This is a genomic window from Spirosoma pomorum (assembly GCF_054776615.1).
In genome coordinates, this window is record NZ_BAAHBP010000001.1 from 302,621 (window position 1) to 324,473 (window position 21,853).

The following is a 21,853-nucleotide window of genomic DNA, read 5'->3' on the forward strand; positions in this document are numbered from 1 at the left end:
CGTATGTTGATACGCATCCTTTCCTTTCTTAGTCTATCCATCGGCCTTTGGATTACGTCGGTCGCCAATGCGCAATCGACTCGTCCAAAGGCCGATACGATTCGGCACGACTGGTCCTACCTTGACCCCAAAACGGATTTAATAGCAGGTATCAGCCTTTACAAAGCTTACGAGCTGCTGAAAGGAAAACCATCGAAACCAGTAGTTGTGGGCGTACTGGACTCTGGTGTTGATCCAACGCACGAGGACTTAAAAAACGTGCTTTGGGTGAACCCTAAGGAAGTTGCCGGTAACCAGACTGACGACGATAAAAACGGCTATATCGACGACGTCAATGGCTGGAATTTTATGGGCGGCCCCGGTGGCTACACGTACGAATTCGGTCAACCCGAGATTACGCAAACCTATCTTAATCTGCGCGCTAAATACGACAGTTTGTCACCAGATCAGGTTAAACCGGCCGATCAGCGGCAGTATGATACGTATCAGCGTGCGAAGAAGCAGTTTTTGCAACGTTACCAGGCGGGTCAGGCCAAGCGAACAATTTTTACGGACACATCCCGGTTCTGGAACATTGCCCGGCAGCTTCAACAGCAATTACCTGATTCAGCTACCACACAACAGGCTATTCGTAGCGTTACGTTACCAGATGATACACTGGCCACTACAGTGCGCGATTTATTAGCGGGAGCTTACTTTCCACAATACGGTTCGTTCAGCGCGTATTTGGCTATTCTCCGACTCAACTGGAACCGGTTTCGGTTCGCCGTCAACAGTGATGCAGATATTGCTTTCAACCCCGCCTATAACCCACAGGCGTCCGTTGGTGATAACCCAGCCGATCCTACTGAACGGTTCTACGGCAGCCCAACCTTACAAGTACCAAAAGGCTCTGATCTAGCCGTTCACGGCAGTCATGTAGCGGGAATCATCGGCGCACAACGTAACAATGGCGTTGGTATTGATGGCATTGCCGATAACGTCCGGATTATGTCGGTCGCCGTTGTTCCGGCGAACGGAGACGAACGGGACAAAGACGTAGCCAACGGTATTCGTTACGCGGTTGACAATGGTGCCAAAGTTATTAACATGAGCTTTGGGAAACGGCTGTCTCCGTTCAAGGAGCGGGTCGACGCGGCTATCCGCTTTGCCGAAGATCGGGATGTGCTGATCGTTATTGCCGCTGGCAATAACGGGCAGACGACGGATACGTTACCCACTTACCCGTCGGCCCGCTACGCCAATGGACAAATAGCGCGGAATGTGCTGGTCGTCGGGAACAGCACGCCCTTTCTAAATGAAAAGTTAGTGAGCCGGTCGTCCAACTACGGTATGCAAACAGTCGACTTGTTCGCTCCTGGTACCGACATTTTATCGACCATCCCTGGTAACCGCTACGCCCGCTTCTCGGGCACCAGCATGGCGGCTCCCTGCGCAACGGGCGTAGCGGCTTTACTCCGATCTTACTTTCCGTCGCTGACGGCAGTTCAGATACGGACCATTTTGATGAATAGCAGTTACAAACCAGCACTGCTGGTTAACAAACCCGGCCGGATAAGCCAACAGATTTCGTTTACTACCCTCAGTCGTTCAGGCGGATTGTTAAATGCGTACGAGGCCGTTAAATTAGCGCAACGCCAATCCGCCAGGTAAACCTACCAGTCGCACTCCTGCTTATCACACCAGAATTTGCCGGTTTCTGACGCATCTATTTCGTCAGCCAGCCATACGATGGTTTCAGCCCCCTGCTCAACCGAGCGATGAGCATCAGGCCCTCCAATATTGGTACGCACCCAACCGGGGTCGGCGGCATTAACGGTAATTTTGTCTTCCTTGAGAGCCGCAGCAAACTGTTTCGTTACTGCGTTTAGGGCTGCTTTCGAAATACTATAGGCCGGATACTCATCATCCATCCGACTAATCGATCCCAGGCTGCTCGATACGTTGATAATTCGACCACCATCGGGACTGTTTTTCAGGTGGTCCAGAAAGTCCTGAATTACCATAATAGGACCGCTCAGGTTTGATTTCAGCGTGCGATCCAGCATTTCGGGGTTCAGCTTCAAAATACTCTCGCCATGATCTTCCAGAATGGCCGCATTATTAATCAGTACATCCAGATGATCGGCTTTCTGCGAGAACGTCCCACAGGCCGTTTTGATACTTACCGGGTCCGTTACGTCAAGCTGAATGAATGTGGCTTCGTAGCCATCATTGCAAAGTTCTTCGGCAGCCTCCCGACCTTTTACGATGTCGCGTGAGCCGATGAACACGGCATACCCCCGCTGCGCCAGTTGGCGAGCTGTTTCCTTGCCGATTCCTTTATTAGCTCCGGTAATCAGAGCCGTGCGTTGGTGTTCCGTTTTCATAGTAATACTCCTACTCAGCCCGCCCCCAAAATGTTTGACGAAGCCCCCTGTTTGGGTATGATTTACACTTGCCTTAGCGCTCCATCTGATGTCCTATCCCACCAAATCCGTAACAAAACCCTCTGATAGCACAACGGGGCCGTAGTTATGCTACGGCCCCGTTGGTTGTTACTATGTATGATTACGTCATAAATATTGGCTTGTTCGTTCCCAAAGCCAGGCGGCCTTCTCGTTGGTGATGTCTCGATTACGAGTTCGTTTCGGTGCGCTGTCAGCAAAGTAACCGCCGTTATTAGACGCACCGATGGACTTAAGTGGAGCCGACGCCAGGAAAACTGTCGTCTGTGCACCTTTTTCTGGTGTTCGCATAAACGGCCGGATTAACGCAAATACTTTTCCGCCCAGCCCCGCGGTATCGCTGGCGAAGTTCGTACGAACAGCGCCCGGATGCGCGGAATAAGCCGTGATGCCAGTTCCAGCCGTCTGCTTAGCCAGTTCCCTGGCGAAGAGGAGATTAGCTAATTTATCGTCACAGTAAGCTAGCAGGGTCGATAAATTATCGAGCTTCCGAAAAAATCGGGCTGTTCGTCCACCAATGTAAGCTCCTGATGACAGACTAATAACCCGGGCATCGCCCGTTGCTGCCCCAGCCGCTTTGAGCGAGTCCATGAGCCGGTCAGTCAGAACAAAATGGCCAATGTGACTAGCGAGGAACGATTTTTCGATGCCATCCACAAATTCAAGTTTTGCGGGTGTGTAGCCAGCGTTATTGATCAGTACATCAATTTTTGGGTAGGCCGCCCGGATGGTGTCTGCCACCTGCCGCACCGAATCAAGATCGGCCAGATCGACAAGAAACAAATCGACCTTGACGGCAGGATTAGCCTGTTGCACAGCGGCCTGCGCCTTCTTGCCCCGGTCTTCGCTCCGGCATACCAGGATCAAATCAAACGATCGTTGCGCGAGCGCTTTAGCGGTGGCAAGCCCTAGTCCAGCGTTGGCGCCGGTAATCAATGCTGTCTTAATTCCCATGCGTTACGTTAGTTGGTAGTGATGCGTAATGCTATAAGCAACTATTTGCCAGTACCTTTAGTTTGTACCCATCAACTAAGAGTCTGCTGACTATGTCAACTGTAGCCAGTCTTAGAACAGTAATTTCCAGCCGTTGAAGAACAGATCTTCTCCAGGCTGACCCGACCAGTGTTGATCAGATTCGACCTCCTTTGTTACCGCGGCAACCGTTTCTTTTTGTTTGATCATTACGGATACGCCCTCTTTGGCCAGCGACCGGCACAGGTCTTTAGTTGCGTTATCTCCTTTGCCTACCAAATAGCAGAGTGTTTCGTCTTTCTTTTTCATGGCTCCTTCTATTTTTGCTTGCACATACAATAAAATCAAACAAATTTTTTTTAGGCATCTCCTAATGCCTGGGCGGCTTTGAGAACCTGTTTTGTCAGCTGACACATGTTCTCTTCACCAACTAATTTCGCGCACCGATCGCCTACCCGGTCCCAGGCGCTGGCAATATCTTGCCGGAGGGACTCACCCTCACTGGTTGGGTATACCAGCGTCTTCTTCCCTTCCGACTCGCGCCGAACAAATTGTTTTTGTTCCAGCTTTTCCACCAATCGAGTTACTGTCGATGGCGTCAGATACAGGGCTGAACTCAGTTCCGTTGGCGTCACTCCCGGCTGGTCGACAACCAGACAAAGTAGATACGCGTGTGAATAGGATAGCCCGTACCGCCCAAACTCCTCATCCCCAATGGCTGTGACGGCACGCGATAGCGCATTGGCCGAAAACAGCAGACAGGCACTGAACCGTGAAGTAGCCTTCTCGCATTCTCCTGTCTTAACTATGGTATCGTCGTTCATTAGTTTATTCGGACATTAATGAGACAAAGGTACGATATGATATTTGTATGTGCAAGCAAAATTCAAATACTGAGGAATTATTTTCCTCAGTAGCTATAGTTCTTTTATCTCAGCGGTAAGTGGACTTCGGCCATCATGCAACGGGCCGAACCGCCCCCGTTAGCTTCAATGGTCGTCAGATCGAAGTGAAACAACATGCTATAATCGTCCAGTAAATCAATCTGTTTGGGCGTCAGTGAATTGAATGCCTGATCGGACAGAACGAGCACTTTTCGCCCCTGCGTCGTCATCACCAACAAGACATTTCCCGCGAAGTTAGCTATCTGCTCAGGCGTAATCTCGACCACCCGTTTGCCAAGACTCTCCAGCTCCTGACGAACCATTAGTCGTTCATCGGGATCGGCGATGGCGGCCAGACAGATAATTGCTAGATTATCAGTGATGCTCATCAGGACGTTGGTGTGGTAGATGGCCCGCCCGTTAGCATCTACCGCGTGGAAAGCAACCGTTCGGTAGCCGGTCTGACGGGCGAACTCAGCTAATACGTCGGGGTGCGTGCGGGGCGACAGGCAGGCAAAAGCAACGCGGTTCATCCGATCTAATACCAGACTCCCGGTTCCTTCCAGGAATTTCCCTTCTGCCTCAAAATACGTTAAGTCAATGATTTGCTCTATCTGGAATCGACTTTCCAGCTCACTGATCAGTTCGGGCCGCCGTTCTAATCGCCGGTTCTCGGCTTGCATGGGATATAGAATCACCTTCCCACTGGCGTGAAACGATACCCAGTTGTTCGGAAAGATGGAATCGGGTGTGTGCGGTGCTGTTGTGTCATCAAAAACCATAACATCGACTCCACTGGCCTGTAGTTGCCGAACCATATCCTCGAACTCCCGTAACGCAGTCGATTGGGCGGATTCCTGTTCCTGTGCCGTCAGTTGCTTTGTCTGAAACGCATTCGTCTCCGCCGTTTCAGGGTTGAACCCAAATTGCACCGGACGAATCATAAGAATGTGAGAAGTGGCCTGAGACTGCATAGTATCTTAAAATTTAGGGCAAATTATCACCAAACTAGTAATCGACGTAATGCCTCGTTTGTTACTGATATTTTTTTGAACCGACGACTGTTACGCTATACGTCATCCCGAAGTAGGGGTAAACTCATGCAATGCGAACCACCCCTGGCCCGGCTTAACTCGGCCGAGGGCAGCAGTATCAGCGTATTTTCAATAGTATCAGGCGACGATTCCCCCCGATCAAACCGGTCCAGCAATTGTGCCGCCCCTACCACGTCGAAACCGGCCTGCCGGAACGCGTCGGCTGTTTTCTGATTACGGTCGTACCCCACCACGACCCCGTCTTTCAGCGCCAGCAAGTTGCAGGAATCCGTCCATTGCTCGCGGGCACCAAACGGGAACTCATTATTACCCGAATAAATAAATTGAACTGGTTCGGTTGCGCTTAGGTCAGATTTGCTGATATCCGTCAGTAAGTCTTCCAGATTGTCAATTTCAATGGGTTTGTGCTCGACCCCCTTAATAAACTGCATGATTTTGAGTTCTTCGGCCAGGTCTCTGGGAGCAAAAAAATGCAGCACGTCCCGCTTTTTCATCTCATCGCCCGTGCGAGCCAGCGATCCAAGCAATACCCACACGTTTCGTTTCACCTGCGTAAAAATCGTGTCGATGTGCATGTAGTCTCGCTTCTTCGGAATCTTGATAATCGTGACTTTGTCAACCAGATTCTTGCCGAAAACCAGTTTCATTACCTGCTGAGCCGCGTACAGAGTTGTCCGCTCACTGACGCCAATCATCAGGTGCCGTTTAGCAATCATCATTACGTCCCCCCCTTCTAAGGTTGAGCGGGTTACGTCCCGGTTCGTATCGGCGTCGGGTAGCAGGAACGCGTATTCATTATCCTGAATTTCCAGAATTCGATCCTGATAGGCAGCGAACAGCGGGTGGTTAAAGAAAATGTACTGCGCCAGAAGAGCCTCGCGGGTGCGGGCTTGCTTGGCGGGTTTGTTCAGCAGGATGTGATCATTAATGACGATGCCAATGTCGCGGGTAAAGATGAAGTTGGGCAGGGGCGAAAATAGCATTGTTTGGTCGGGCAACGACCCTGAAATCATGATCTTGGCCAGCTCAGCCGGCTCATATACCTTCAGTTGCTGTTGCGTACGAAACGGGGTTCGCTCAATGCCACATATAGCAGCAATCAGCTGGCCCCGGATGAATTCATCGACTAGGACGTCGGCCAGTAACGACTGAATATCAACCACTTTGTCCGAGTGGAAATAATCGGCATGGTCAGGCTTGTAGAATGATCGATCAGTATCTTTACCTATCCGGGCAACCTTTCCCCGGATTTTGTCCGAGTCCAGAAAATATAACAGAATCTTAACGTAATAGTCGTACTCATCCCGGCGCATCATATCCAGATGCACGATATCTTCAAATAGCCAGTCCTGCGCTTTGGATGGTATTACCTTACCAAGCCCCCGATCCGGGCTGTGAATCAGCAGCCGTCGAAGCCGACCAATTTCCGACGAGACTTTAATGAGCTCAGTTGCTGTTGATTGGTTATTATCTCCTCCTTTTTCGATCGAAAAAATTTCATTTTCCATACCAGAATTGACCTGAACAAGGGCCAGGTACAGCGCACAAGGTACATTTTTGACATTGGAAATGAAATTACCGTTGCTACATACCGAACAACATTAAGCGAACGTCAACTTTTAAACCCCCGTTTTTGTTGTGCTAACAGACTAGCAATGAATTCATCTGTTACCTTTGCTGTTTAAATAAGGCTGCATACGAGACAACCTATCATGTTATCCATCAGGAATTTAAAAGCCTCAATCGGCGAAAAAGAAATACTTAAGGGACTCAACCTGGAAGTCAACCCCGGTGAGGTTCACGCAATTATGGGCCCGAACGGTGCGGGCAAGAGTACGCTGGCTTCTGTTCTGGCAGGTCGTGAAGACTATGAGGTAACGGACGGAAGCGTAACATTTGATGGACGGGATTTGCTGGACATGGCTCCCGAAGAGCGGGCAGCTGAAGGTATTTTTCTGGCTTTCCAATATCCCGTTGAAATTCCTGGTGTCAGCACCACTAACTTTCTAAAAACAGCCATGAATGAAATCCGCAAGCACCGGGGGCAGGACCCACTGGACGCGGTGCAGTTTCTGAAGCTGATGAAAGAAAAAATGAAGCTGGTTAACATCGATCAGTCTTTGTTAAGCCGCTCCCTGAACGAAGGATTCTCGGGCGGTGAGAAAAAACGGAACGAAATCTTCCAGATGGCCATGCTCGAACCGAAACTGGCAATTCTAGATGAGACCGATTCAGGGCTGGACATTGACGCATTACGTATCGTGGCCGAAGGCGTTAACAAGCTTCGCTCACCAGAGCGCTCTACGATCGTTGTTACTCACTATCAGCGCCTGCTGGATTACATCGTTCCCGATTACGTGCACGTCCTTTACAAAGGCCGCATCGTCAAGTCGGGCCCGAAAGAGCTGGCCCTCGAACTGGAAGAAAAAGGATACGACTGGATTAAAGCGGAAGCCGAAGCTGTCTAATTGCTGATTCTTTTGCGGACGTACTGTTTTTTGCAGTAACCGAATGCCTAACGTCGCAATGACACCGGTGTGAACCGTACCAGATATTTTTAACATGACTCCTTCTTTTTCATCATATACCGATTTCAAAGACCAGTTGCTAGCGGCTTTCCGCTCCAACGAGGAACTGATGAACGGAGAAAGCAAAACTCCGCTTCACCAGCTTCGCCGGGCAGCCCTGCAAAAATTTGAACAATTAGGTTTTCCAACCATTCGTCACGAAGAATGGAAATACTCGAACGTCACCAACTTCCTGAAGGAAACTTTTGAACTAGGCAACTCGTCTGCTTTGACGGCAGACGACCTGACCTCGCTACAGATCCCAAGTCTGGAAGGCAACATCCTGACGTTCGTGAACGGCATTTTTAAAGCCGAGCTGTCGCGCATTATCAGCCCAGCCGAGCAGGTTCAGATTACGAATTTCGCCGACGCACTGAAGAATAACTCGGAGCTGCTGGGAGCGAACTTTGCCCATTACGCCGATTATCAGGAGAATGCTTTCACGGCGCTCAACACGGCGCTTGCCAGCGATGGGGTGGTGATTCAGGTGCCCGCCAACGTAACGGTCGAGCAGCCAATTCTCCTGCGATTTATTACCGATGCCCGTGAGAGCAACGTAGCGTCGCAGCCCCGAAATCTGATTCTGGTTGGTAAAAACGCCGAAGTTACCGTTGCCGAATCGTTCCGGACGCTCGGTGAGCGGGCCAGCTTCGTCAATATCGTCACCGAAATCGTGGTTGAACGCGATGCCCGGATGCAGTATTACAAAGTGCAGGACGAAACGGAAAAAGCGTATCACATCGGTACAACACAAGTGCAACAGGCCGACAATAGCCATTTCTATTCGGCTACGGTTACCCTGAACGGTAACTTCGTTCGCAATAACCTGAACATCGTCCTGAACGGGCAGCATGCAGAAGCCTTCATGTACGGTCTGTACATGCCGAACGGACGCCAGCACGTGGATAACCACACGCTGGTTGATCACGCCATGCCGAACTCGTACAGCAACGAACTGTATAAGGGTATATTGGACGACAATGGCACGGGTGTTTTCAACGGAAAAATCTTCGTTCGTCCTGACGCGCAGAAAACCAATGCGTACCAGTCCTGCAAGAACGTAGTCTTGTCGTCAGGTGCGACAATGAACACCAAGCCACAGCTGGAAATCTACGCTGACGACGTAAAATGCTCACACGGCACTACGACTGGCCAGCTCAACGACGAAGCCTTGTTTTACATGCGGTCACGGGGTATTCCAAAGGACGAAGCCCGTACGCTGCTGCTGTACGCGTTCGCTCAGGACGTATTGAGTCAGATCAAGATTGAGCCAATCCGCGAATACCTTAACCAGGTAGTTACCCAGAAGCTGGCCAAATAAGAATAATTCCTTCAGTGAAGCGCCGGATGTAACAACCCGGCGCTTTTTTTTGCACCTTTCCCCGGCCTCCGTTGTTAGTTTATAGATAATCTCCCGCTTACGTATGCAATCGGCTTTAGATACTACCTTCGATATACAGCAGATCCGTCAGGACTTCCCAGTACTTCACCAGGAAATCAACGGACGACCTCTGGTCTACTTTGATAATGCCGCCACGACGCAGAAACCCTCGTCGGTTATCCATGCGCTGACGAACTATTACGAAGGTTACAACGCTAATATTCACCGGGGTATTCACCATCTGGCTGAACAGGCTACGGCCGCTTTTGAGGCATCACGTCGGGCGGTTCAGTCGTTTATTAACGCCAAACACTGGCAGGAAGTCATCTTTACGTATGGCACTACGGATGGCATTAACCTAGTCGCCCAAACCTACGGGCGCCGGTTTCTGAACGAAGGCGACGAGATTATCATCTCGGGCATGGAGCACCACTCCAACATCGTTCCCTGGCAGATGCTGTGCGAAGAGCGGGGTTGTATCTTAAGGGTCATTCCCGTTGACGACAACGGCGAATTGATCATGGAGGAATACGAGAAGATGCTATCAGAACGAACGAAGTTCGTTTCTGTCGTCTACGTATCGAATTCACTTGGCACGATCAATCCGGTCGAAACAATCATTCAAAAAGCCCACGCCGTTGGTGCTGTTGTGCTGATCGACGGCGCACAGGCCAGCTCACATCTGGATATTGACGTACAGGCGCTGGACGCTGATTTCTTTGTGCTTTCGTCGCACAAACTCTACGGTCCAACGGGTATGGGCGTGCTGTATGGCAAGCTGGACCTGCTGGATAAAATGCCGCCTTACCGTGGTGGCGGGGAGATGATCAAGGAGGTGACGTTTGAGAAGACGACCTACAATGATTCGCCCTATAAGTTTGAAGCGGGTACACCTAACATTGCAGATGTTATCGCGGTAAAATCGGCGCTGGAGTTTATCAACGGTCTGGGCAAAGAGGCTATTGCCGCTCATGAAAATGATTTGCTGCAATACGCTACCGAGCAGCTCAGTGATTTTGAAGGGTTACGGATTATCGGTCAGGCGAAGCAAAAAATTGGTCTGGTATCGTGGGTTATGGATGGTATTCACCATCAGGATATCGGCGTTATTCTGGATCAGCAGGGCATTGCCGTCCGGACGGGTCACCACTGCACCCAGCCGCTGATGCAACGCTTTGGCATTGCCGGAACTACCCGGGCTTCTTTTGCGGTTTATAACACCAAAGATGAAGTCGACCGGATGATTCAGGGTCTGCGCCGAGTTCAGAAGATGATGCTTTGATTTTAATCTTACGACTATGTCTCCTGACGAAATTCTATTGGACAAGAACCAAGTCCTCGCCAGCCTTAGTAAGCTACCAGACAGGGTATCTTCGGAAGATTTGATCGAACGTATTTTGTTCATCAAATTAATCGAAAGTAGGTTACTCGAAGCGGCCGAAATTCCTAACGAGCAGGTCATGCAGGAGTTAAAAGATCTAAAGCAAAAGAAACTGGCCGCGTTAAAGAAAAACGAATGATTGCCTGGAAAGAATCAGCAAGAGAAGAAGTCCGGGAAATTTATGAGTACTTGTTTGATCTGTCAATTGCGGTAGCCGATGAATGGTCAGACGAGTTAGAAAAGAAACTAAGCCTGATAGCTCAATTTCCAGAAATGGGGCGAATTGTACCAGACTTCTATATTTCATTTATTCGCGAAGTATTTGTGGGTAGGTATAGATTGGTTTATAGTACACAGGAAGAGACGCTAAAAATACTTGCCGTTCGTCTGATGGGACGGCCTCTAGGCAGCTTATAAGAATGACGATCAACGAAAAACAGGACGAGATTATCGAGGAGTTTGATCTGTTTGATGATCAGCTCGATAAGACACAATACATCATTGACCTGGGAAAGAAACTGCCGCCAATGCCTAAGTCAGCCAAGACGGACGAGAACCGAATCATGGGCTGCCAGTCAAAGGTTTGGGTTGATGCCGAACTAAAAGGCAATCAGCTTTATTTTTACGGAGACAGCGAACCAACGGCCCAGATTTCGAAAGGACTCATTGGCTTGTTGATTCGCGTTTTGTCGGGCGAGAGTCCCGAAGCCATTGCCAATGCTGATCTGTACTTTATCCCACGGGTAGGCATGGGCAATCTGATTACGTCGTTGCGGGCCGGTGGGTTAGCATCGATGATCGAACGAATGAAAGCATACGGGCGGCAATACGCCAACCAATCAACAACCGCGTAGCCAGGTACAATACGTAACAACCATGACGGACGAAGAATTAAAAGAACAGGTTGTGCTTGCCCTAAAAGGGGTTTATGATCCGGAAATCCCGGTCGATGTGTACGAACTGGGACTGATATATGACATCAAAATATTCCCGGTTAACAACGTGTATATCCTGATGACGCTCACTTCGCCTTCCTGCCCATCGGCGGGTTCGATTCCAGCGGAGATCGAAGAGAAAGTCCGGGCGATTGACGGGGTAAACGACGTAAGCGTTGAATTAACGTTCGACCCTCCCTACTCGACCGAACTCATGTCGGAAGTAGCGAAACTAGAACTCGGGTTCATGTAACCTTTGCCACTGCACTTAAATAGTCACGTATAAACTTCAACTATTTCATTTATGTATCCTCCACATTTGCTGGTTCCCATGCGGGAAGACCTGACGAGCGTCGGATTTGAGGAATTAACAACGGCTGATGACGTTGTCAACGCCATGGACAATGCCCAAGGTACTACCTTGGTTATGGTAAACTCGGTCTGCGGTTGCGCAGCTGGGGCAGCCCGTCCGGGCGTTAAAGCGGCACTTGCGCTCAGCGCGGCCAAGCCGGACAAACTGGTGACGGTATTTGCTGGTGCCGATCTGGACGCTACGGCCAAGATGCGGGAATACCTGCTGCCTTATCCGCCATCGTCTCCTGCAATCGGTATTTTCAAAGACGGCGAGCTGGTTCATTTCATCGAGCGGCACCACATCGAAGGCCGGTCCGCGCAGATGATCGCTCAGCACCTGGAAATGGCGCTGGACGAATTCTGCACGCCCGCTAACGCTTAATTCAGCGTTCTCACATACAAGAAAAGCCTGCTAGCTACTATACTGGCAGGCTTTTTCTTTTACATGGCATTTGGTCTTAGTTGCTCACCTTGACCAGATCAATCTCAAAAACGAGAATCGAATTGGCTGGAATACCCGATTGCTCCTGATTACCGTAGGCTAAGCTGGGCGGTAAATACAACGTAACGCTGCCGCCAGGCGCCACCAGCGGAATGCCCACTTGCCAACCCAGAATAAGCTGATTCAGGTAAAAGCTTACGCTCTCTCCATCATCAAAAGATTCGCCGTTGGTTAGTGTTCCTTTGTAGTTGACCGTTACGTTCGAACAAACCGTTGGTTTATCGCCCGAGCCGGGTTTCTGAATCGTATAGTAAAAGCCGCGTTCATCGGCCGTAGCTTTGATGCCCTTGGTGTTAATGTATTGCTTCAGCGCGGCTATTTCCGTTTGAGGAACATCCGTTACCACGGGGGCAGGATCGCAGGGCGGACGTTGGCCGAGCTGGCAACCGCTGGCAAACAAGGTTAGGAGCAACAGGAAAACGTATGGTCTCTTCATAATTCTATACGGTCGCTGGCGAACAGCGACGAAACTTACTTTGTCAGGTAGCTATAGTGAATAACGACCGGCTCTTCTTCCGGATAAAAATCGAACAGGGGCGGATTCGTTAGCTCCTCAATGTCGATGCTTACCGTATCGATTCCCTTTTTCTCAGCGGCTTCTATAGCAAAATCTTTTGCAGTCTGGTGCACAAGCGCCAACCGGGAAAGAACGCCCGTACCGACCTTGCTTTGTTCTTCCGTAATTCGATTTAGCCGCTGCTGAAATGTCGGCACCGAAACCGCTACTGTTGCCAGCAAGCGTTTGTTCTGGGACTCTTCCATTGGCAAAATGTATTTGCCAATGAACCTACGTCACGGCAAAGAGTTTGGCGAGCAAACGCGATAACGGGAGCAGGCAGAACACCAGCAATGCTAGTGGAAAGGAAGCAAAGGCCGCCACCCAGGCCGCATTCATAACAATGAGTGACAACACGCCCGCTTTTACTGCGATGCCAATGTTACGTCCAACAGGCTCAGAGACGGCCCGCCACAAAGGCGGAAAGATGTAGTAACCGAATAAAATTAGAAACGGCAGTGCTGTTCCTAATTGTTGTCTGGATTGCGCCAGAGCGGCCAGACAACCAATGACGAGCGCATACAACAAACCGGCGAGACGTAGCGTCGTCGAACTACCGCCGTGCACTTCACCCCGGCTAATCATGGTGATAGCCCCAATGTAGACAATAGGTACCAGGCCCACCCAGGCCCAGGGCAGTACCTGCTCGGGCAGAATACTAATACCCAGTAATAGATTCAAACCCCGGCATAGGCCCATATTCACCGGTCCGAACAGATTGTGGTGTTTACCATATTTGTCGTAGACGAGCGAGGCAACAGTTATAGCGATAGCGAGACCACCCGCTACCAGATTCACCCCGAAGGACGCGACAATCCCAATCCCGAATAGGATAGCCCCCAGTATCGTTGCCGCATTTTTACTGACAACTCCGCTGGGGATGGCCCGCTCGGGACGCTCTATAGCATCTAACTCTGCATCGAAAACATCGTTAAAAACGACCCCTCCCCCATACAGTCCTACCGTGGCCAAGCACAGCAGACCTACCGGAGCGGGTGCCGGATTTGGCAACAGGAAATAACCCGCAATGGCCATTCCCGCCAGTACGTCCGCAATGGCCGTAACCAGATTCGCGGGCCGCGTCAATGACAGTAGTGCTTTGATCATAATAAATCAATGGCGAATGAATGACTGATAGAATGAGTGAATAATTGATAGAGAAAGTACCGTACAACTTCTTTTTTATTCACCCATTCTATCAGTCACTCGTCCACAATTATTTGATTATCGTCGATTCTTTATCCACTCGTGGGGCCTGACCGCCACGTAATACAGAACTGCCATTGTATCGCTGGCTCTGGTCGATACCCAGGGGCTGGGTCAATTCGTCAAGACTCAACTGCCCGCTTTGGGCAAAGGCCGTAACCGCATTCGTGAACGTAACGAGTCGAATATCCTCATCAGAAATACCACGCTGTTTCATCAGAGCAGCCGTTTTAGGAACAGCCAGTGGATCGCTGATACCCCAATCGGCGGCCGAGTTGATCATGATCCGCTCTGAACCGTATTGCTTCACAATGTCAACCATTCGTTCGTTACCCATTTTGGTGAACGGATAAATGGTGAAGCCAGCCCAGAAGCCACGGTCCAGCACTTCCCGTACAGTTTCTTCATTATTGTGATCAACGATTACCATGCCGGGGTCGATCCCGTGCTCGATGGCAATGTCCATGCTCCGCGACGTTCCCTGTTTTTTATCCCGGTGGGGCGTGTGAATCTGTACGGGTAGGTTAGCTTCTTTAGCCAGTTCGAGCTGAGCGCGGTAATATTTGTCCTCGGCAGCAGTCTGGTCGTCGAAGCCAATTTCACCCACGCCCACAACCCCTTCTTTATAGATGAATAGCGGCAGAATTTCCATGACCTGCTCGGCCAGTTCTTCCTGATTGGCCTCTTTTGAATTCAATCCAATGGTGCAATAGTGCCGGATACCGAACTGCGATGCCCGGAAGCGCTCCCACCCCACCAAACTGGCAAAATAGTCCCGAAAAGAGTCAACACCGGTGCGAGGCTGACCCAGCCAGAAGGCAGGTTCAATCATAGCGACTACGCCCGCATCGGCCATTGCCTGATAATCGTCGGTGGTACGGGACGTCATATGTACGTGCATATCGAAAAACGACATACCACGAATAGAATCCATAAAATCCATAAGAACTACACGGTTAAATAGGTTACCGAAACCGCAAAGGTCCGCAAAAAGGTGATTTATGCGGACCTTATTTGATCACATTTTAATGCACAGTTGTATAACCCAAAGACGAGCCTACTCGTTTTATAAGTAACAAGACAACAAATACCGTTATGAAAACGCTGCAACAGCTAAAACGAAGTAAAGCGAGTTTATTCATCGCCTTGCTATTGACTTTGGGTGGTGGGTTATCCGCCTGTCGCGACAATGCGCTTGATAATCTAAGTCCGGAAGACAGTAAGGTCTATATCACCAACTACGACCGCTCCGTTAACTTCAGCCAATACCGGACATTCAGTATGCCGGACTCCGTCGTCATCGAATCCAACGACGGTTACCGCCCTTCGTTGGGTGCGCTTGAAGGAAGTTTTACGTCGGGCGTGGCCAGTGCTCTGACGAGCCGTGGTTTCCAACGGGTGAGCCGCGGCCAAAGCGCGGATCTTGGTGTAGCTGTTATTCGGGTTGACAACCAGTATACTGGCGTTGGCGTTGATCCATATGCGTACTATGGTGGATACTGGGGTGGCGGTTTTGGCGGCTTCGGGGGACTTGGTGGTTTCTACCCTTACTATCCCAGCTACTACACGTATCAGGTTGCCGAAAAATACTGGGAAATTCAGGTTGTCGACCTAAAAAATCGTCCAACGACCAGCACAGGCAACGGCCAGACCCAGTTGAATGTCATTTACAACGCGTCAATCCGGGGCGGTGACATTGTCGATACGCAGTCCATTAACACGGCGTTGAATGCTATTTTTTCTCAATCGCCTTATCTGACTACAACTCGTTAATACGTTATGAAACGGATCTTAATTTTATTCGCCCTTGTGCCGCTGGTAACGGTGTCCTGGGCGCAGGTCGTCACTACCCCTGATTATTCAAACGTCTTTCAATCGCCTTACGAGCAATATGTAACGTTTAATTTTTCGGCGCGCTACGGCGTTTCGTTTCCGTTCGGTGGCCAAAAAGGGTACATCGACCGAATTGGACCAGCTAATGTGGCCGTTGATGGTGAGTGGCTGTTTCCCAAACGCTTCTCAATTGGTCTGAAAACGGGGTATCAGTATACTCAACAACGGCTACCCCGCGGTTTGTACGAAGCTACGTACGATGGTAGTGGCCAGACGATTTCGGCGGTTCAGACTCGTACGCTGTCCATCATTCCAGCCATGGCTTCCTTCTCGTATTACTTTGCCGATAACGCAGCTGCGGTACGTCCATACGTGCAGATTGCAGGCGGTGGTGCATACGTAAATTACACGAACTACTTCGGAACGCTGGCCGATCAGCAGGCCAATTTCAAAGGTGCTTTTGCGCCAGCGATTGGCCTAAAATTCTACGGCAAGACGGAAAACAAACTGGGTGCAGAGATTCAGGCTCAGTACCAGAATGTGTTCTTCAACTATGATCAGTTACGGGGCAGCAGCCCATCGCTGATGCTATCGGCGGGTATCATATATCGCTGGTATTAGCAGTCAGAATAATGAGGCAAGCCGTAAGAAGAAAAATTCTATTAAGAACAGCCTTTCTTCTTACGGCTTGCCTCATTATTCGTTTATGCCATCAACTCGTCAATATGAAGTGGCAAGCTACGTCCGGCGGCCCGGCGCTCGGCAGCATAGTCAGCCAGCGTCTGCGCGAGTCGGGCGTTTTTGCGTTCCTGCCAGCCAATAATCTGGGTAATATCTTTATCCGTAAAAAAAGCTTTCAGAATCAGTTGGTTCCACGCAGCTTCGTCAAACTGATCCGCCGGATACGGATTATGGAGCATGATTGCCGATTGTACATCCGCGATGTTGTTGCGGATGCCTTCCGTAGCCTGAAACTGCCAGGCCTCCGGGTAAGCCAGTACCGGCAGCGCTGAATACAACGCTACCAGTTCATTCATTTCGGCCGCCCGAAATAGTTCGGTAATGGTTTTTACGTAGGCCGTTTTGTCTTCGATGGGCAACTGGAGTAACCACCATACCCTCGCCAATCGGTCGAATGTCCATCCTTCAACCATGAAACCCGTCCGGCTACGCTCCAACGCCAAGGCCATATCAGCGGGTACATCAAGCACCGCTTTTCCGGTAAAGCGCGGCAGGGCCGTAAACACCCGATAAAACTGAGCAGTCTGCGGATTAGCCTGAAACTGGTCGGCTTGCTGACGGAGATAAGTAGTCGCTTTTCCAGCATTCGGTTGCTGCTCCATCAGGTAGAACAGCGTCTGACTCATGGCAAGAATATTCATAGAACAAACTTACGCGAATCAGCGGGATAACGACTCGTTCCAGCTACTCCTTCTTCGCCTTTGGATGCGCCTGATCGTACGTTTTTTTCAGTTGCTCCAGGCTGGTGTGCGTATAGATCTGCGTAGCCGCCAGACTGCTGTGCCCCAGCAGGTCCTTGATGGCGTTGAGATCGGCCCCACGGTTCAGCAGGTGTGTGGCAAAGGTGTGGCGCAGGACGTGGGGGCTTTTCTTCTCCAGCGTCGTCACCAGCGTCAGGTGCCGTTTAACGATCCGCTGAATGAGGACGGGATAAGCGGCAATGCCTTTATCGCTGACAATCAAAACGGTTTGGTCAGCCTGCCCCGAGAACTCCTGTTCTTTCAAACGCTGGTATTGTTGAACCAAGTCGAGCAACGGTTGCGTCAGTGGAATGATCCGATGCTTGTTACGCTTACCCAGCACTGTAATCGTCTTGTTGTAAGGATTGATATCAGTTGTTTTCAAACCGGTCAGTTCGCTCAGTCGAACGCCCGTTCCGTAGAGCAGTTCCAGCACCAGCTTATCCCGAACGCCTTCGAACGTATCCGGAAATTCGGTCTCGCTCAGCAGCGTTTCCATGGGCTGCTCCTCGACGTACTGCGGCAAACGCTTGCTGGCTTTTAGCGCCTGTATCTTCGTTGTCGGATCGACGGCAACAACTTTATGACGTAACAGAAACCCGTAATAATTACGTAGCGTCGCAATTTTTCGGTTTACCGACGACTTATCCAGCCCGGCTTCGATCATACTGACAATCCACGACCGGATATGCCGAAAGTCAGCCTGCGCAGGTTGATCGAGGGCACATTCGGCCAGGAGAAAGGCCGTAAACTGCTCCAGGTCATTTTTGTAAGCGGTTACAGTATGGTGGCTCAGACGTTTCTCGAAACGGATGTGCTGAAGGAAGTCGTCTATCGTCATAGGGGGCGTTGTCTACTGTAAACTTACGTTGCTGCCAACAAAAAAGCAGCAAACATCGCTGCTTGCTGCTCTATATGTACTACTGATACTAGCCTTACTGACTGCGCAATCACCAAGGCACGAACCAGAATTCGTGATCCGGCAGGGCCTACTGCTCGGTATGGTTACCGTACATTCTTTCTTTGTAGGTAGCCTTGATGATCTCGGTGCGACGCTTTACCGACGGTTTTTCGAAAGCCGTCCGCGCCCGCAACTGCCGCAACACGCCCGTCTTCTCGAATTTCTTCTTGAAGCGTTTCAGGGCTTTGTCGATCGACTCGTTGTCTTTTACGTTAATGATAAGCATGTGTTAAATGTTGTGTTTTAGCTAAAACGGGTAGCAAAGGTAGTAGATTTGCCGATATGAAACAAGCCATTATTGACTTAGGTACCAATACATTCCATCTGTTGATTGCCGAAAAAGGTCCCAATGGGTATCAAACCCTGTTTCGGGAGAGCCATCCGGCGAAAATCGGGCAGGCTGGCATCAACCAGGGTATCATTACCGAGGATGGCATCAACCGAGCGTTAGGGGTATTGACCTACTTCCGAACTGTACTGGATCAGTACCAGGTACCCCAGGAACAGATTCTGGCTACCGGAACCAGTGCCATCCGGGTTGCGCGCAACCAGCAGGAATTTATTGACCGGGTCTGGGCAGCTACGCAGATTCCCATTCGGGTGATTTCAGGCGACCAAGAAGCCGAATACATTTATTACGGGGTCCGGGCGGCCGGAGCGCTTGACGATCAAACCGCGCTGATTATCGACATTGGCGGGGGCAGCGTGGAGTTTATTCTCGGCAACCAACACCGTATCTTCTGGAAACAAAGCTTTGAGATTGGTGGCCAGCGCCTGCGCGAACGGTTCATGCCTGACACAAGCGGTTTCGACGAACCAATCAGTCCCGGCAACGTGCGTCGGCTACAGAACTACGTACAGGAACAACTCTTACCGCTCGCTAACGCCATTCACCAATATCAGCCCAGTACGTTGGTTGGCTCGTCGGGCTCGTTCGATACGCTGGTCGACATGTGGTACATGCACGAACGGGGTCAACTACCTGACCCGGCAGATACAGCTTTTACGCTACCCCTCACTGAGTTTTACCGGTCCTACGAGCAGTTGCTAACCCGAAACCATGCCGAACGAATGCAACTGCCCGGCATGATAGAACTTCGCGTCGACATGATTGTCGTAGCCGTTTGTCTGATCGACTTTATTCTGAAAACGTACGGTATTCAGCACATCAAAACGTCAACGTATTCGCTGAAAGAAGGAATTCTAAGTAGTATGTCTCAGAATTAGCCTACACGGCGGTTTTTGCTTCGTTCCAGTACACGTCCATTTCGGCCAGCGTCATGTCCTTTAGGGCTTTACCGCTGGCTTTTGCCTGTTCCTCTAGGTACTGGAAGCGTTTAATGAATTTCTTGTTGGTACGTTCCAGCGCGGTTTCTGGGTTGAGATCAATGAAGCGGGCATAATTAACCAGTGAGAATAGCAGATCGCCGAACTCCCCCTCTGCCCGGTCTTTGTTGATGGCATCGTTATCCTCTACGTTAAACTCATCCCGGAACTCCTGCATTTCCTCTTCAACCTTCTCCCAGACCTGCTGTTTCTCGTCCCAGTCGAAACCGGCACCACGCGCTTTTTCCTGAATCCGCATGGCTTTTACCAGGGCGGGCAGCGAACCCGGCACCCCGCCTAGCACCGACTTATTGCCTTCTTTTAACTTTAGTTGCTCCCAGTTGGCTTTCACCTGTTCTTCGGTATCCGCCACAACGGTTTGCCCGTTTACGTCACCGTAAATATGCGGATGCCGGCTAATGAGTTTATCACAAACGCTGTTCAGCACGTCGGCCATATCAAACCGCCGGTTATCGTCCAGACCCAACTCTGACGCAATCTTCGCGTAGAACACCAGGTGCAACTGAATATCACCTAACTCCTTTTTTATCTCCGTCAGGTCTTTCTCCAGAATCGCGTCTGATAGTTCGTAGGTTTCTTCAATAGTCAGATGCCGCAGGCTTTCCAGCGTCTGCTTGCGGTCCCAGGGGCACTGTTCACGCAGCTCATCCATAATGGTCAGCAGGCGATTGAAGGCCATCAGCTGCTCCTGACGGCGGGTTGGCAATTGATCAAATGTCATAGAGTAAAGTTAAAAACAAATGCTGGAAAAGCACTTTGCTCCTAGTTTCTGATCGCTGATAGTCTCTTCTATTAGAACTGTTTCTTTTGGCAGCACCAAATCGCAGGTTTTTGCTATGCCGATGAAAGTCCGTACACAAATTTCTTGCTGAATCGCTTGTTTATACGGTTTCCATTCTATTTACTTTGCTAAACAAAGTTCTTTTTCATGAGAAATCATTTCTATTCACCCACAATTGCCTTCAGAGAACCGCGTAGCGTCAGCCGCGGGTTTGTTGCTCTACTTGGATTGACTACCGTCAGCCTCAGTCTGGTTGTGACTCGGGGAGTCGTGACTGATAACTGGTGGTTCTTTATCATGCTAACCTGGAACCTATTCCTGGCCTTTTTTCCGCTGGGCGTTGTACTGATACTCCGCGATATCCGCTCGTCAGAGGATGGGCCAAGTTGGTTTCAGAGCGGCAGACTGCTCGTGGCTGGTTTGCTGGCCTGGCTCGCCTTTCTACCCAATGCTCCTTACATTATTACTGACCTGTTTCACATCAAAAGCGTGCAACAGCCCCTGCTCTGGTTCGACACGATGACAATCTTTATGTTTGCCCAGACGGGTTTGCTGGCGGGTCTGTATTCTACGCTGGTGGTTCACCGAATGATTCGGCCGCTGCTGGGGTCGCTGGTGACCTGGAGCGTTGTTCTAGCCAGCCAGTTTCTGTCAGGCTTCGGTATTTATTTGGGTCGATTTGGCCGCTGGAACAGTTGGGACGTACTGGCAAAGCCGTCTTCCTTGTTTCAGGCAATTACTCAATCGTACCACGATCACCTCAGTATTAAACTAACTTTGGCGTACGGTTTTGTGCTGGTGGTCCTGTACGTATGTTTTCACTGGTACGTCGATTATGATAGACGTTCGTAAGGTTCTACGTAGTTTTCGGTTCGCGGCCCAGGGAATTATCGACCTATTCCGCTTCGAGAACAACGCTAAAGTTCATTTGCTGATTGCCGTAGCAGTCGTTGGTTCTGGTTTTTGGTTACGGCTCAGCGCCGTTGAATGGGCAATCCTTGTTACGCAGATTGGGCTGGTCTGGGCCGCTGAAGCGGTCAACACCGCCATTGAAAAACTTTGTGATTTTGTGTCGCCCGGCATTCACCCACAAATCAAGGCAATCAAAGATCTGGCTTCCGGCGCGGTGCTGATCCTGGCGCTTACGGCTGTAATTACAGGCCTACTTATTCTAGGCAACCGATTACTCGACACATACTATTACTAAATT

28 protein-coding genes are annotated in these 21,853 nt (G+C 50.2%); 14 read left to right on the top strand and 14 right to left on the bottom strand.

The features are described 5' to 3' along the window. Nucleotides 1-3 precede the first annotated feature (3 nt). Nucleotides 4-1,653, top strand: a complete 1,650-nt coding sequence (locus tag ACYVAD_RS01190; protein ID WP_461137638.1) for a S8 family serine peptidase — start codon at nucleotides 4-6, stop codon at nucleotides 1,651-1,653. A gap of 2 nt (nucleotides 1,654-1,655) precedes the next feature. On the opposite strand, the gene ACYVAD_RS01195 is transcribed toward ACYVAD_RS01190, so the two are convergent. The 6 genes from ACYVAD_RS01195 to ACYVAD_RS01220 form a co-directional block, all read right to left on the bottom strand. Then, the gene (locus tag ACYVAD_RS01195; protein ID WP_461137639.1) at nucleotides 1,656-2,369 is read right to left on the bottom strand and encodes an SDR family oxidoreductase; all 714 of its coding nucleotides are present in this window, start codon (nucleotides 2,367-2,369) and stop codon (nucleotides 1,656-1,658) included. A gap of 186 nt (nucleotides 2,370-2,555) precedes the next feature. Next, a complete protein-coding gene (locus ACYVAD_RS01200; protein ID WP_461137640.1) occupies nucleotides 2,556-3,401 on the bottom strand; it encodes an SDR family NAD(P)-dependent oxidoreductase in 846 nt (281 codons plus the stop codon). A 111-nt stretch (nucleotides 3,402-3,512) separates the two neighbouring features. Next, complete coding sequence (locus ACYVAD_RS01205) at nucleotides 3,513-3,728, bottom strand: hypothetical protein (protein WP_461137641.1); 216 nt, start codon at nucleotides 3,726-3,728, stop codon at nucleotides 3,513-3,515. A gap of 50 nt (nucleotides 3,729-3,778) precedes the next feature. Continuing rightward, nucleotides 3,779-4,243 carry a MarR family winged helix-turn-helix transcriptional regulator gene (locus ACYVAD_RS01210; protein ID WP_461137642.1) on the bottom strand — a complete coding sequence of 155 codons (465 nt, stop codon included), beginning with the start codon at nucleotides 4,241-4,243 and terminating at the stop codon, nucleotides 3,779-3,781. A 104-nt stretch (nucleotides 4,244-4,347) separates the two neighbouring features. Then, nucleotides 4,348-5,277, bottom strand: coding sequence for a citrulline utilization hydrolase CtlX (gene ctlX, locus ACYVAD_RS01215; RefSeq protein ID WP_461137643.1), 930 nt, complete (start codon nucleotides 5,275-5,277; stop codon nucleotides 4,348-4,350). A gap of 95 nt (nucleotides 5,278-5,372) precedes the next feature. Further along, the gene (locus tag ACYVAD_RS01220) at nucleotides 5,373-6,866 is read right to left on the bottom strand and encodes an arginine deiminase family protein (protein WP_461137644.1); all 1,494 of its coding nucleotides are present in this window, start codon (nucleotides 6,864-6,866) and stop codon (nucleotides 5,373-5,375) included. 204 nt (nucleotides 6,867-7,070) lie between these two features. On the opposite strand from ACYVAD_RS01220, the gene sufC reads away from it, so the two are divergent. From sufC to ACYVAD_RS01260, 8 genes are all read left to right on the top strand, one after another. Then, nucleotides 7,071-7,826 (top strand): Fe-S cluster assembly ATPase SufC, encoded by a 756-nt coding sequence (gene sufC, locus ACYVAD_RS01225; RefSeq protein WP_461137645.1) that lies wholly within the window; start codon nucleotides 7,071-7,073, stop codon nucleotides 7,824-7,826. 94 nt (nucleotides 7,827-7,920) lie between these two features. Continuing rightward, entirely contained in the window at nucleotides 7,921-9,246 is a 1,326-nt protein-coding gene (gene sufD, locus ACYVAD_RS01230) for a Fe-S cluster assembly protein SufD (protein ID WP_461137646.1), read from the top strand. 103 nt (nucleotides 9,247-9,349) lie between these two features. Next, complete coding sequence (locus ACYVAD_RS01235) at nucleotides 9,350-10,588, top strand: SufS family cysteine desulfurase (RefSeq protein ID WP_461137647.1); 1,239 nt, start codon at nucleotides 9,350-9,352, stop codon at nucleotides 10,586-10,588. Nucleotides 10,589-10,604: 16 nt separating this feature from the next. Further along, nucleotides 10,605-10,826 (top strand): hypothetical protein, encoded by a 222-nt coding sequence (locus ACYVAD_RS01240; RefSeq protein WP_461137648.1) that lies wholly within the window; start codon nucleotides 10,605-10,607, stop codon nucleotides 10,824-10,826. Then, entirely contained in the window at nucleotides 10,823-11,104 is a 282-nt protein-coding gene (locus ACYVAD_RS01245) for a type II toxin-antitoxin system RelE/ParE family toxin (RefSeq protein ID WP_461137649.1), read from the top strand. The genes ACYVAD_RS01240 and ACYVAD_RS01245 overlap by 4 nt, the downstream gene beginning before the upstream one ends. Before the next feature lie 2 nt (nucleotides 11,105-11,106). After that, on the top strand, nucleotides 11,107-11,541 hold the full coding sequence (locus ACYVAD_RS01250; protein ID WP_461137650.1) for a SufE family protein: 435 nt from the start codon (nucleotides 11,107-11,109) through the stop codon (nucleotides 11,539-11,541). Nucleotides 11,542-11,563: 22 nt separating this feature from the next. Then, a complete protein-coding gene (locus ACYVAD_RS01255) occupies nucleotides 11,564-11,875 on the top strand; it encodes a DUF59 domain-containing protein (protein WP_162387681.1) in 312 nt (103 codons plus the stop codon). A 51-nt stretch (nucleotides 11,876-11,926) separates the two neighbouring features. Further along, nucleotides 11,927-12,358 carry a BrxA/BrxB family bacilliredoxin gene (locus tag ACYVAD_RS01260; RefSeq protein ID WP_461137651.1) on the top strand — a complete coding sequence of 144 codons (432 nt, stop codon included), beginning with the start codon at nucleotides 11,927-11,929 and terminating at the stop codon, nucleotides 12,356-12,358. 76 nt (nucleotides 12,359-12,434) lie between these two features. Here the strand turns inward: ACYVAD_RS01260 and ACYVAD_RS01265 are convergent, their stop codons facing one another. From ACYVAD_RS01265 to ACYVAD_RS01280, 4 genes are all read right to left on the bottom strand, one after another. After that, nucleotides 12,435-12,914: an FKBP-type peptidyl-prolyl cis-trans isomerase gene (locus ACYVAD_RS01265; protein ID WP_461137652.1), complete on the bottom strand. Its 480-nt coding sequence runs from the start codon at nucleotides 12,912-12,914 to the stop codon at nucleotides 12,435-12,437. Nucleotides 12,915-12,949: 35 nt separating this feature from the next. Beyond that, the gene (locus ACYVAD_RS01270; protein WP_461137653.1) at nucleotides 12,950-13,240 is read right to left on the bottom strand and encodes a hypothetical protein; all 291 of its coding nucleotides are present in this window, start codon (nucleotides 13,238-13,240) and stop codon (nucleotides 12,950-12,952) included. Nucleotides 13,241-13,265: 25 nt separating this feature from the next. Next, nucleotides 13,266-14,141: a UbiA-like protein EboC gene (eboC, locus tag ACYVAD_RS01275; protein WP_461137654.1), complete on the bottom strand. Its 876-nt coding sequence runs from the start codon at nucleotides 14,139-14,141 to the stop codon at nucleotides 13,266-13,268. A gap of 109 nt (nucleotides 14,142-14,250) precedes the next feature. Further along, nucleotides 14,251-15,183: a TatD family hydrolase gene (locus ACYVAD_RS01280; protein WP_461137655.1), complete on the bottom strand. Its 933-nt coding sequence runs from the start codon at nucleotides 15,181-15,183 to the stop codon at nucleotides 14,251-14,253. Nucleotides 15,184-15,335: 152 nt separating this feature from the next. On the opposite strand from ACYVAD_RS01280, the gene ACYVAD_RS01285 reads away from it, so the two are divergent. Together ACYVAD_RS01285 and ACYVAD_RS01290 are read left to right on the top strand one after the other, a co-directional pair. Beyond that, entirely contained in the window at nucleotides 15,336-16,013 is a 678-nt protein-coding gene (locus tag ACYVAD_RS01285) for a DUF4136 domain-containing protein (RefSeq protein WP_461137656.1), read from the top strand. 6 nt (nucleotides 16,014-16,019) lie between these two features. Beyond that, complete coding sequence (locus tag ACYVAD_RS01290; RefSeq protein ID WP_461137657.1) at nucleotides 16,020-16,694, top strand: hypothetical protein; 675 nt, start codon at nucleotides 16,020-16,022, stop codon at nucleotides 16,692-16,694. Between the two features lie 83 nt (nucleotides 16,695-16,777). Here ACYVAD_RS01290 and ACYVAD_RS01295 read toward each other — a convergent pair whose 3' ends face one another. The 3 genes from ACYVAD_RS01295 to rpsU form a co-directional block, all read right to left on the bottom strand. Continuing rightward, a complete protein-coding gene (locus tag ACYVAD_RS01295; protein WP_461137658.1) occupies nucleotides 16,778-17,455 on the bottom strand; it encodes an EboA domain-containing protein in 678 nt (225 codons plus the stop codon). Nucleotides 17,456-17,498: 43 nt separating this feature from the next. Then, on the bottom strand, nucleotides 17,499-18,395 hold the full coding sequence (locus ACYVAD_RS01300; RefSeq protein WP_461137659.1) for a tyrosine-type recombinase/integrase: 897 nt from the start codon (nucleotides 18,393-18,395) through the stop codon (nucleotides 17,499-17,501). 148 nt (nucleotides 18,396-18,543) lie between these two features. Continuing rightward, nucleotides 18,544-18,741, bottom strand: a complete 198-nt coding sequence (rpsU, locus tag ACYVAD_RS01305) for a 30S ribosomal protein S21 (RefSeq protein ID WP_176566136.1) — start codon at nucleotides 18,739-18,741, stop codon at nucleotides 18,544-18,546. Between the two features lie 56 nt (nucleotides 18,742-18,797). Here rpsU and ACYVAD_RS01310 point away from each other — a divergent pair, with 56 nt between their 5' ends. Next, nucleotides 18,798-19,742: a Ppx/GppA phosphatase family protein gene (locus ACYVAD_RS01310; protein ID WP_461137660.1), complete on the top strand. Its 945-nt coding sequence runs from the start codon at nucleotides 18,798-18,800 to the stop codon at nucleotides 19,740-19,742. 1 nt (nucleotide 19,743) lies between these two features. On the opposite strand, the gene mazG is transcribed toward ACYVAD_RS01310, so the two are convergent. Next, the gene (mazG, locus tag ACYVAD_RS01315) at nucleotides 19,744-20,583 is read right to left on the bottom strand and encodes a nucleoside triphosphate pyrophosphohydrolase (RefSeq protein WP_461137661.1); all 840 of its coding nucleotides are present in this window, start codon (nucleotides 20,581-20,583) and stop codon (nucleotides 19,744-19,746) included. A 207-nt stretch (nucleotides 20,584-20,790) separates the two neighbouring features. On the opposite strand from mazG, the gene ACYVAD_RS01320 reads away from it, so the two are divergent. Continuing rightward, nucleotides 20,791-21,495, top strand: a complete 705-nt coding sequence (locus ACYVAD_RS01320) for a DUF1361 domain-containing protein (RefSeq protein WP_461137662.1) — start codon at nucleotides 20,791-20,793, stop codon at nucleotides 21,493-21,495. Continuing rightward, nucleotides 21,479-21,850, top strand: coding sequence for a diacylglycerol kinase family protein (locus ACYVAD_RS01325; RefSeq protein WP_461137663.1), 372 nt, complete (start codon nucleotides 21,479-21,481; stop codon nucleotides 21,848-21,850). Before ACYVAD_RS01320 ends, ACYVAD_RS01325 begins: the two co-directional genes overlap by 17 nt. Nucleotides 21,851-21,853 lie beyond the last annotated feature (3 nt).

Coding starts and splice junctions, on each gene's coding strand:
- ACYVAD_RS01220 (WP_461137644.1), bottom strand. CDS start 6,866: ATGGAAAATGAAATTTTTTCGATCGAAAAAGGAGGAGATAATAACCAA.
- ACYVAD_RS01260 (WP_461137651.1), top strand. CDS start 11,927: ATGTATCCTCCACATTTGCTGGTTCCCATGCGGGAAGACCTGACGAGC.
- sufC (WP_461137645.1), top strand. CDS start 7,071: ATGTTATCCATCAGGAATTTAAAAGCCTCAATCGGCGAAAAAGAAATA.
- ACYVAD_RS01190 (WP_461137638.1), top strand. CDS start 4: ATGTTGATACGCATCCTTTCCTTTCTTAGTCTATCCATCGGCCTTTGG.
- ACYVAD_RS01320 (WP_461137662.1), top strand. CDS start 20,791: ATGAGAAATCATTTCTATTCACCCACAATTGCCTTCAGAGAACCGCGT.
- ACYVAD_RS01200 (WP_461137640.1), bottom strand. CDS start 3,401: ATGGGAATTAAGACAGCATTGATTACCGGCGCCAACGCTGGACTAGGG.
- ACYVAD_RS01245 (WP_461137649.1), top strand. CDS start 10,823: ATGATTGCCTGGAAAGAATCAGCAAGAGAAGAAGTCCGGGAAATTTAT.
- ACYVAD_RS01295 (WP_461137658.1), bottom strand. CDS start 17,455: ATGAATATTCTTGCCATGAGTCAGACGCTGTTCTACCTGATGGAGCAG.
- ctlX (WP_461137643.1), bottom strand. CDS start 5,277: ATGCAGTCTCAGGCCACTTCTCACATTCTTATGATTCGTCCGGTGCAA.
- ACYVAD_RS01205 (WP_461137641.1), bottom strand. CDS start 3,728: ATGAAAAAGAAAGACGAAACACTCTGCTATTTGGTAGGCAAAGGAGAT.
- ACYVAD_RS01290 (WP_461137657.1), top strand. CDS start 16,020: ATGAAACGGATCTTAATTTTATTCGCCCTTGTGCCGCTGGTAACGGTG.
- ACYVAD_RS01280 (WP_461137655.1), bottom strand. CDS start 15,183: ATGGATTTTATGGATTCTATTCGTGGTATGTCGTTTTTCGATATGCAC.
- ACYVAD_RS01285 (WP_461137656.1), top strand. CDS start 15,336: ATGAAAACGCTGCAACAGCTAAAACGAAGTAAAGCGAGTTTATTCATC.
- ACYVAD_RS01255 (WP_162387681.1), top strand. CDS start 11,564: ATGACGGACGAAGAATTAAAAGAACAGGTTGTGCTTGCCCTAAAAGGG.
- ACYVAD_RS01240 (WP_461137648.1), top strand. CDS start 10,605: ATGTCTCCTGACGAAATTCTATTGGACAAGAACCAAGTCCTCGCCAGC.
- ACYVAD_RS01210 (WP_461137642.1), bottom strand. CDS start 4,243: ATGAACGACGATACCATAGTTAAGACAGGAGAATGCGAGAAGGCTACT.
- ACYVAD_RS01325 (WP_461137663.1), top strand. CDS start 21,479: ATGATAGACGTTCGTAAGGTTCTACGTAGTTTTCGGTTCGCGGCCCAG.
- sufD (WP_461137646.1), top strand. CDS start 7,921: ATGACTCCTTCTTTTTCATCATATACCGATTTCAAAGACCAGTTGCTA.
- rpsU (WP_176566136.1), bottom strand. CDS start 18,741: ATGCTTATCATTAACGTAAAAGACAACGAGTCGATCGACAAAGCCCTG.
- ACYVAD_RS01235 (WP_461137647.1), top strand. CDS start 9,350: ATGCAATCGGCTTTAGATACTACCTTCGATATACAGCAGATCCGTCAG.
- ACYVAD_RS01270 (WP_461137653.1), bottom strand. CDS start 13,240: ATGGAAGAGTCCCAGAACAAACGCTTGCTGGCAACAGTAGCGGTTTCG.
- ACYVAD_RS01195 (WP_461137639.1), bottom strand. CDS start 2,369: ATGAAAACGGAACACCAACGCACGGCTCTGATTACCGGAGCTAATAAA.
- mazG (WP_461137661.1), bottom strand. CDS start 20,583: ATGACATTTGATCAATTGCCAACCCGCCGTCAGGAGCAGCTGATGGCC.
- ACYVAD_RS01310 (WP_461137660.1), top strand. CDS start 18,798: ATGAAACAAGCCATTATTGACTTAGGTACCAATACATTCCATCTGTTG.
- eboC (WP_461137654.1), bottom strand. CDS start 14,141: ATGATCAAAGCACTACTGTCATTGACGCGGCCCGCGAATCTGGTTACG.
- ACYVAD_RS01300 (WP_461137659.1), bottom strand. CDS start 18,395: ATGACGATAGACGACTTCCTTCAGCACATCCGTTTCGAGAAACGTCTG.
- ACYVAD_RS01265 (WP_461137652.1), bottom strand. CDS start 12,914: ATGAAGAGACCATACGTTTTCCTGTTGCTCCTAACCTTGTTTGCCAGC.
- ACYVAD_RS01250 (WP_461137650.1), top strand. CDS start 11,107: ATGACGATCAACGAAAAACAGGACGAGATTATCGAGGAGTTTGATCTG.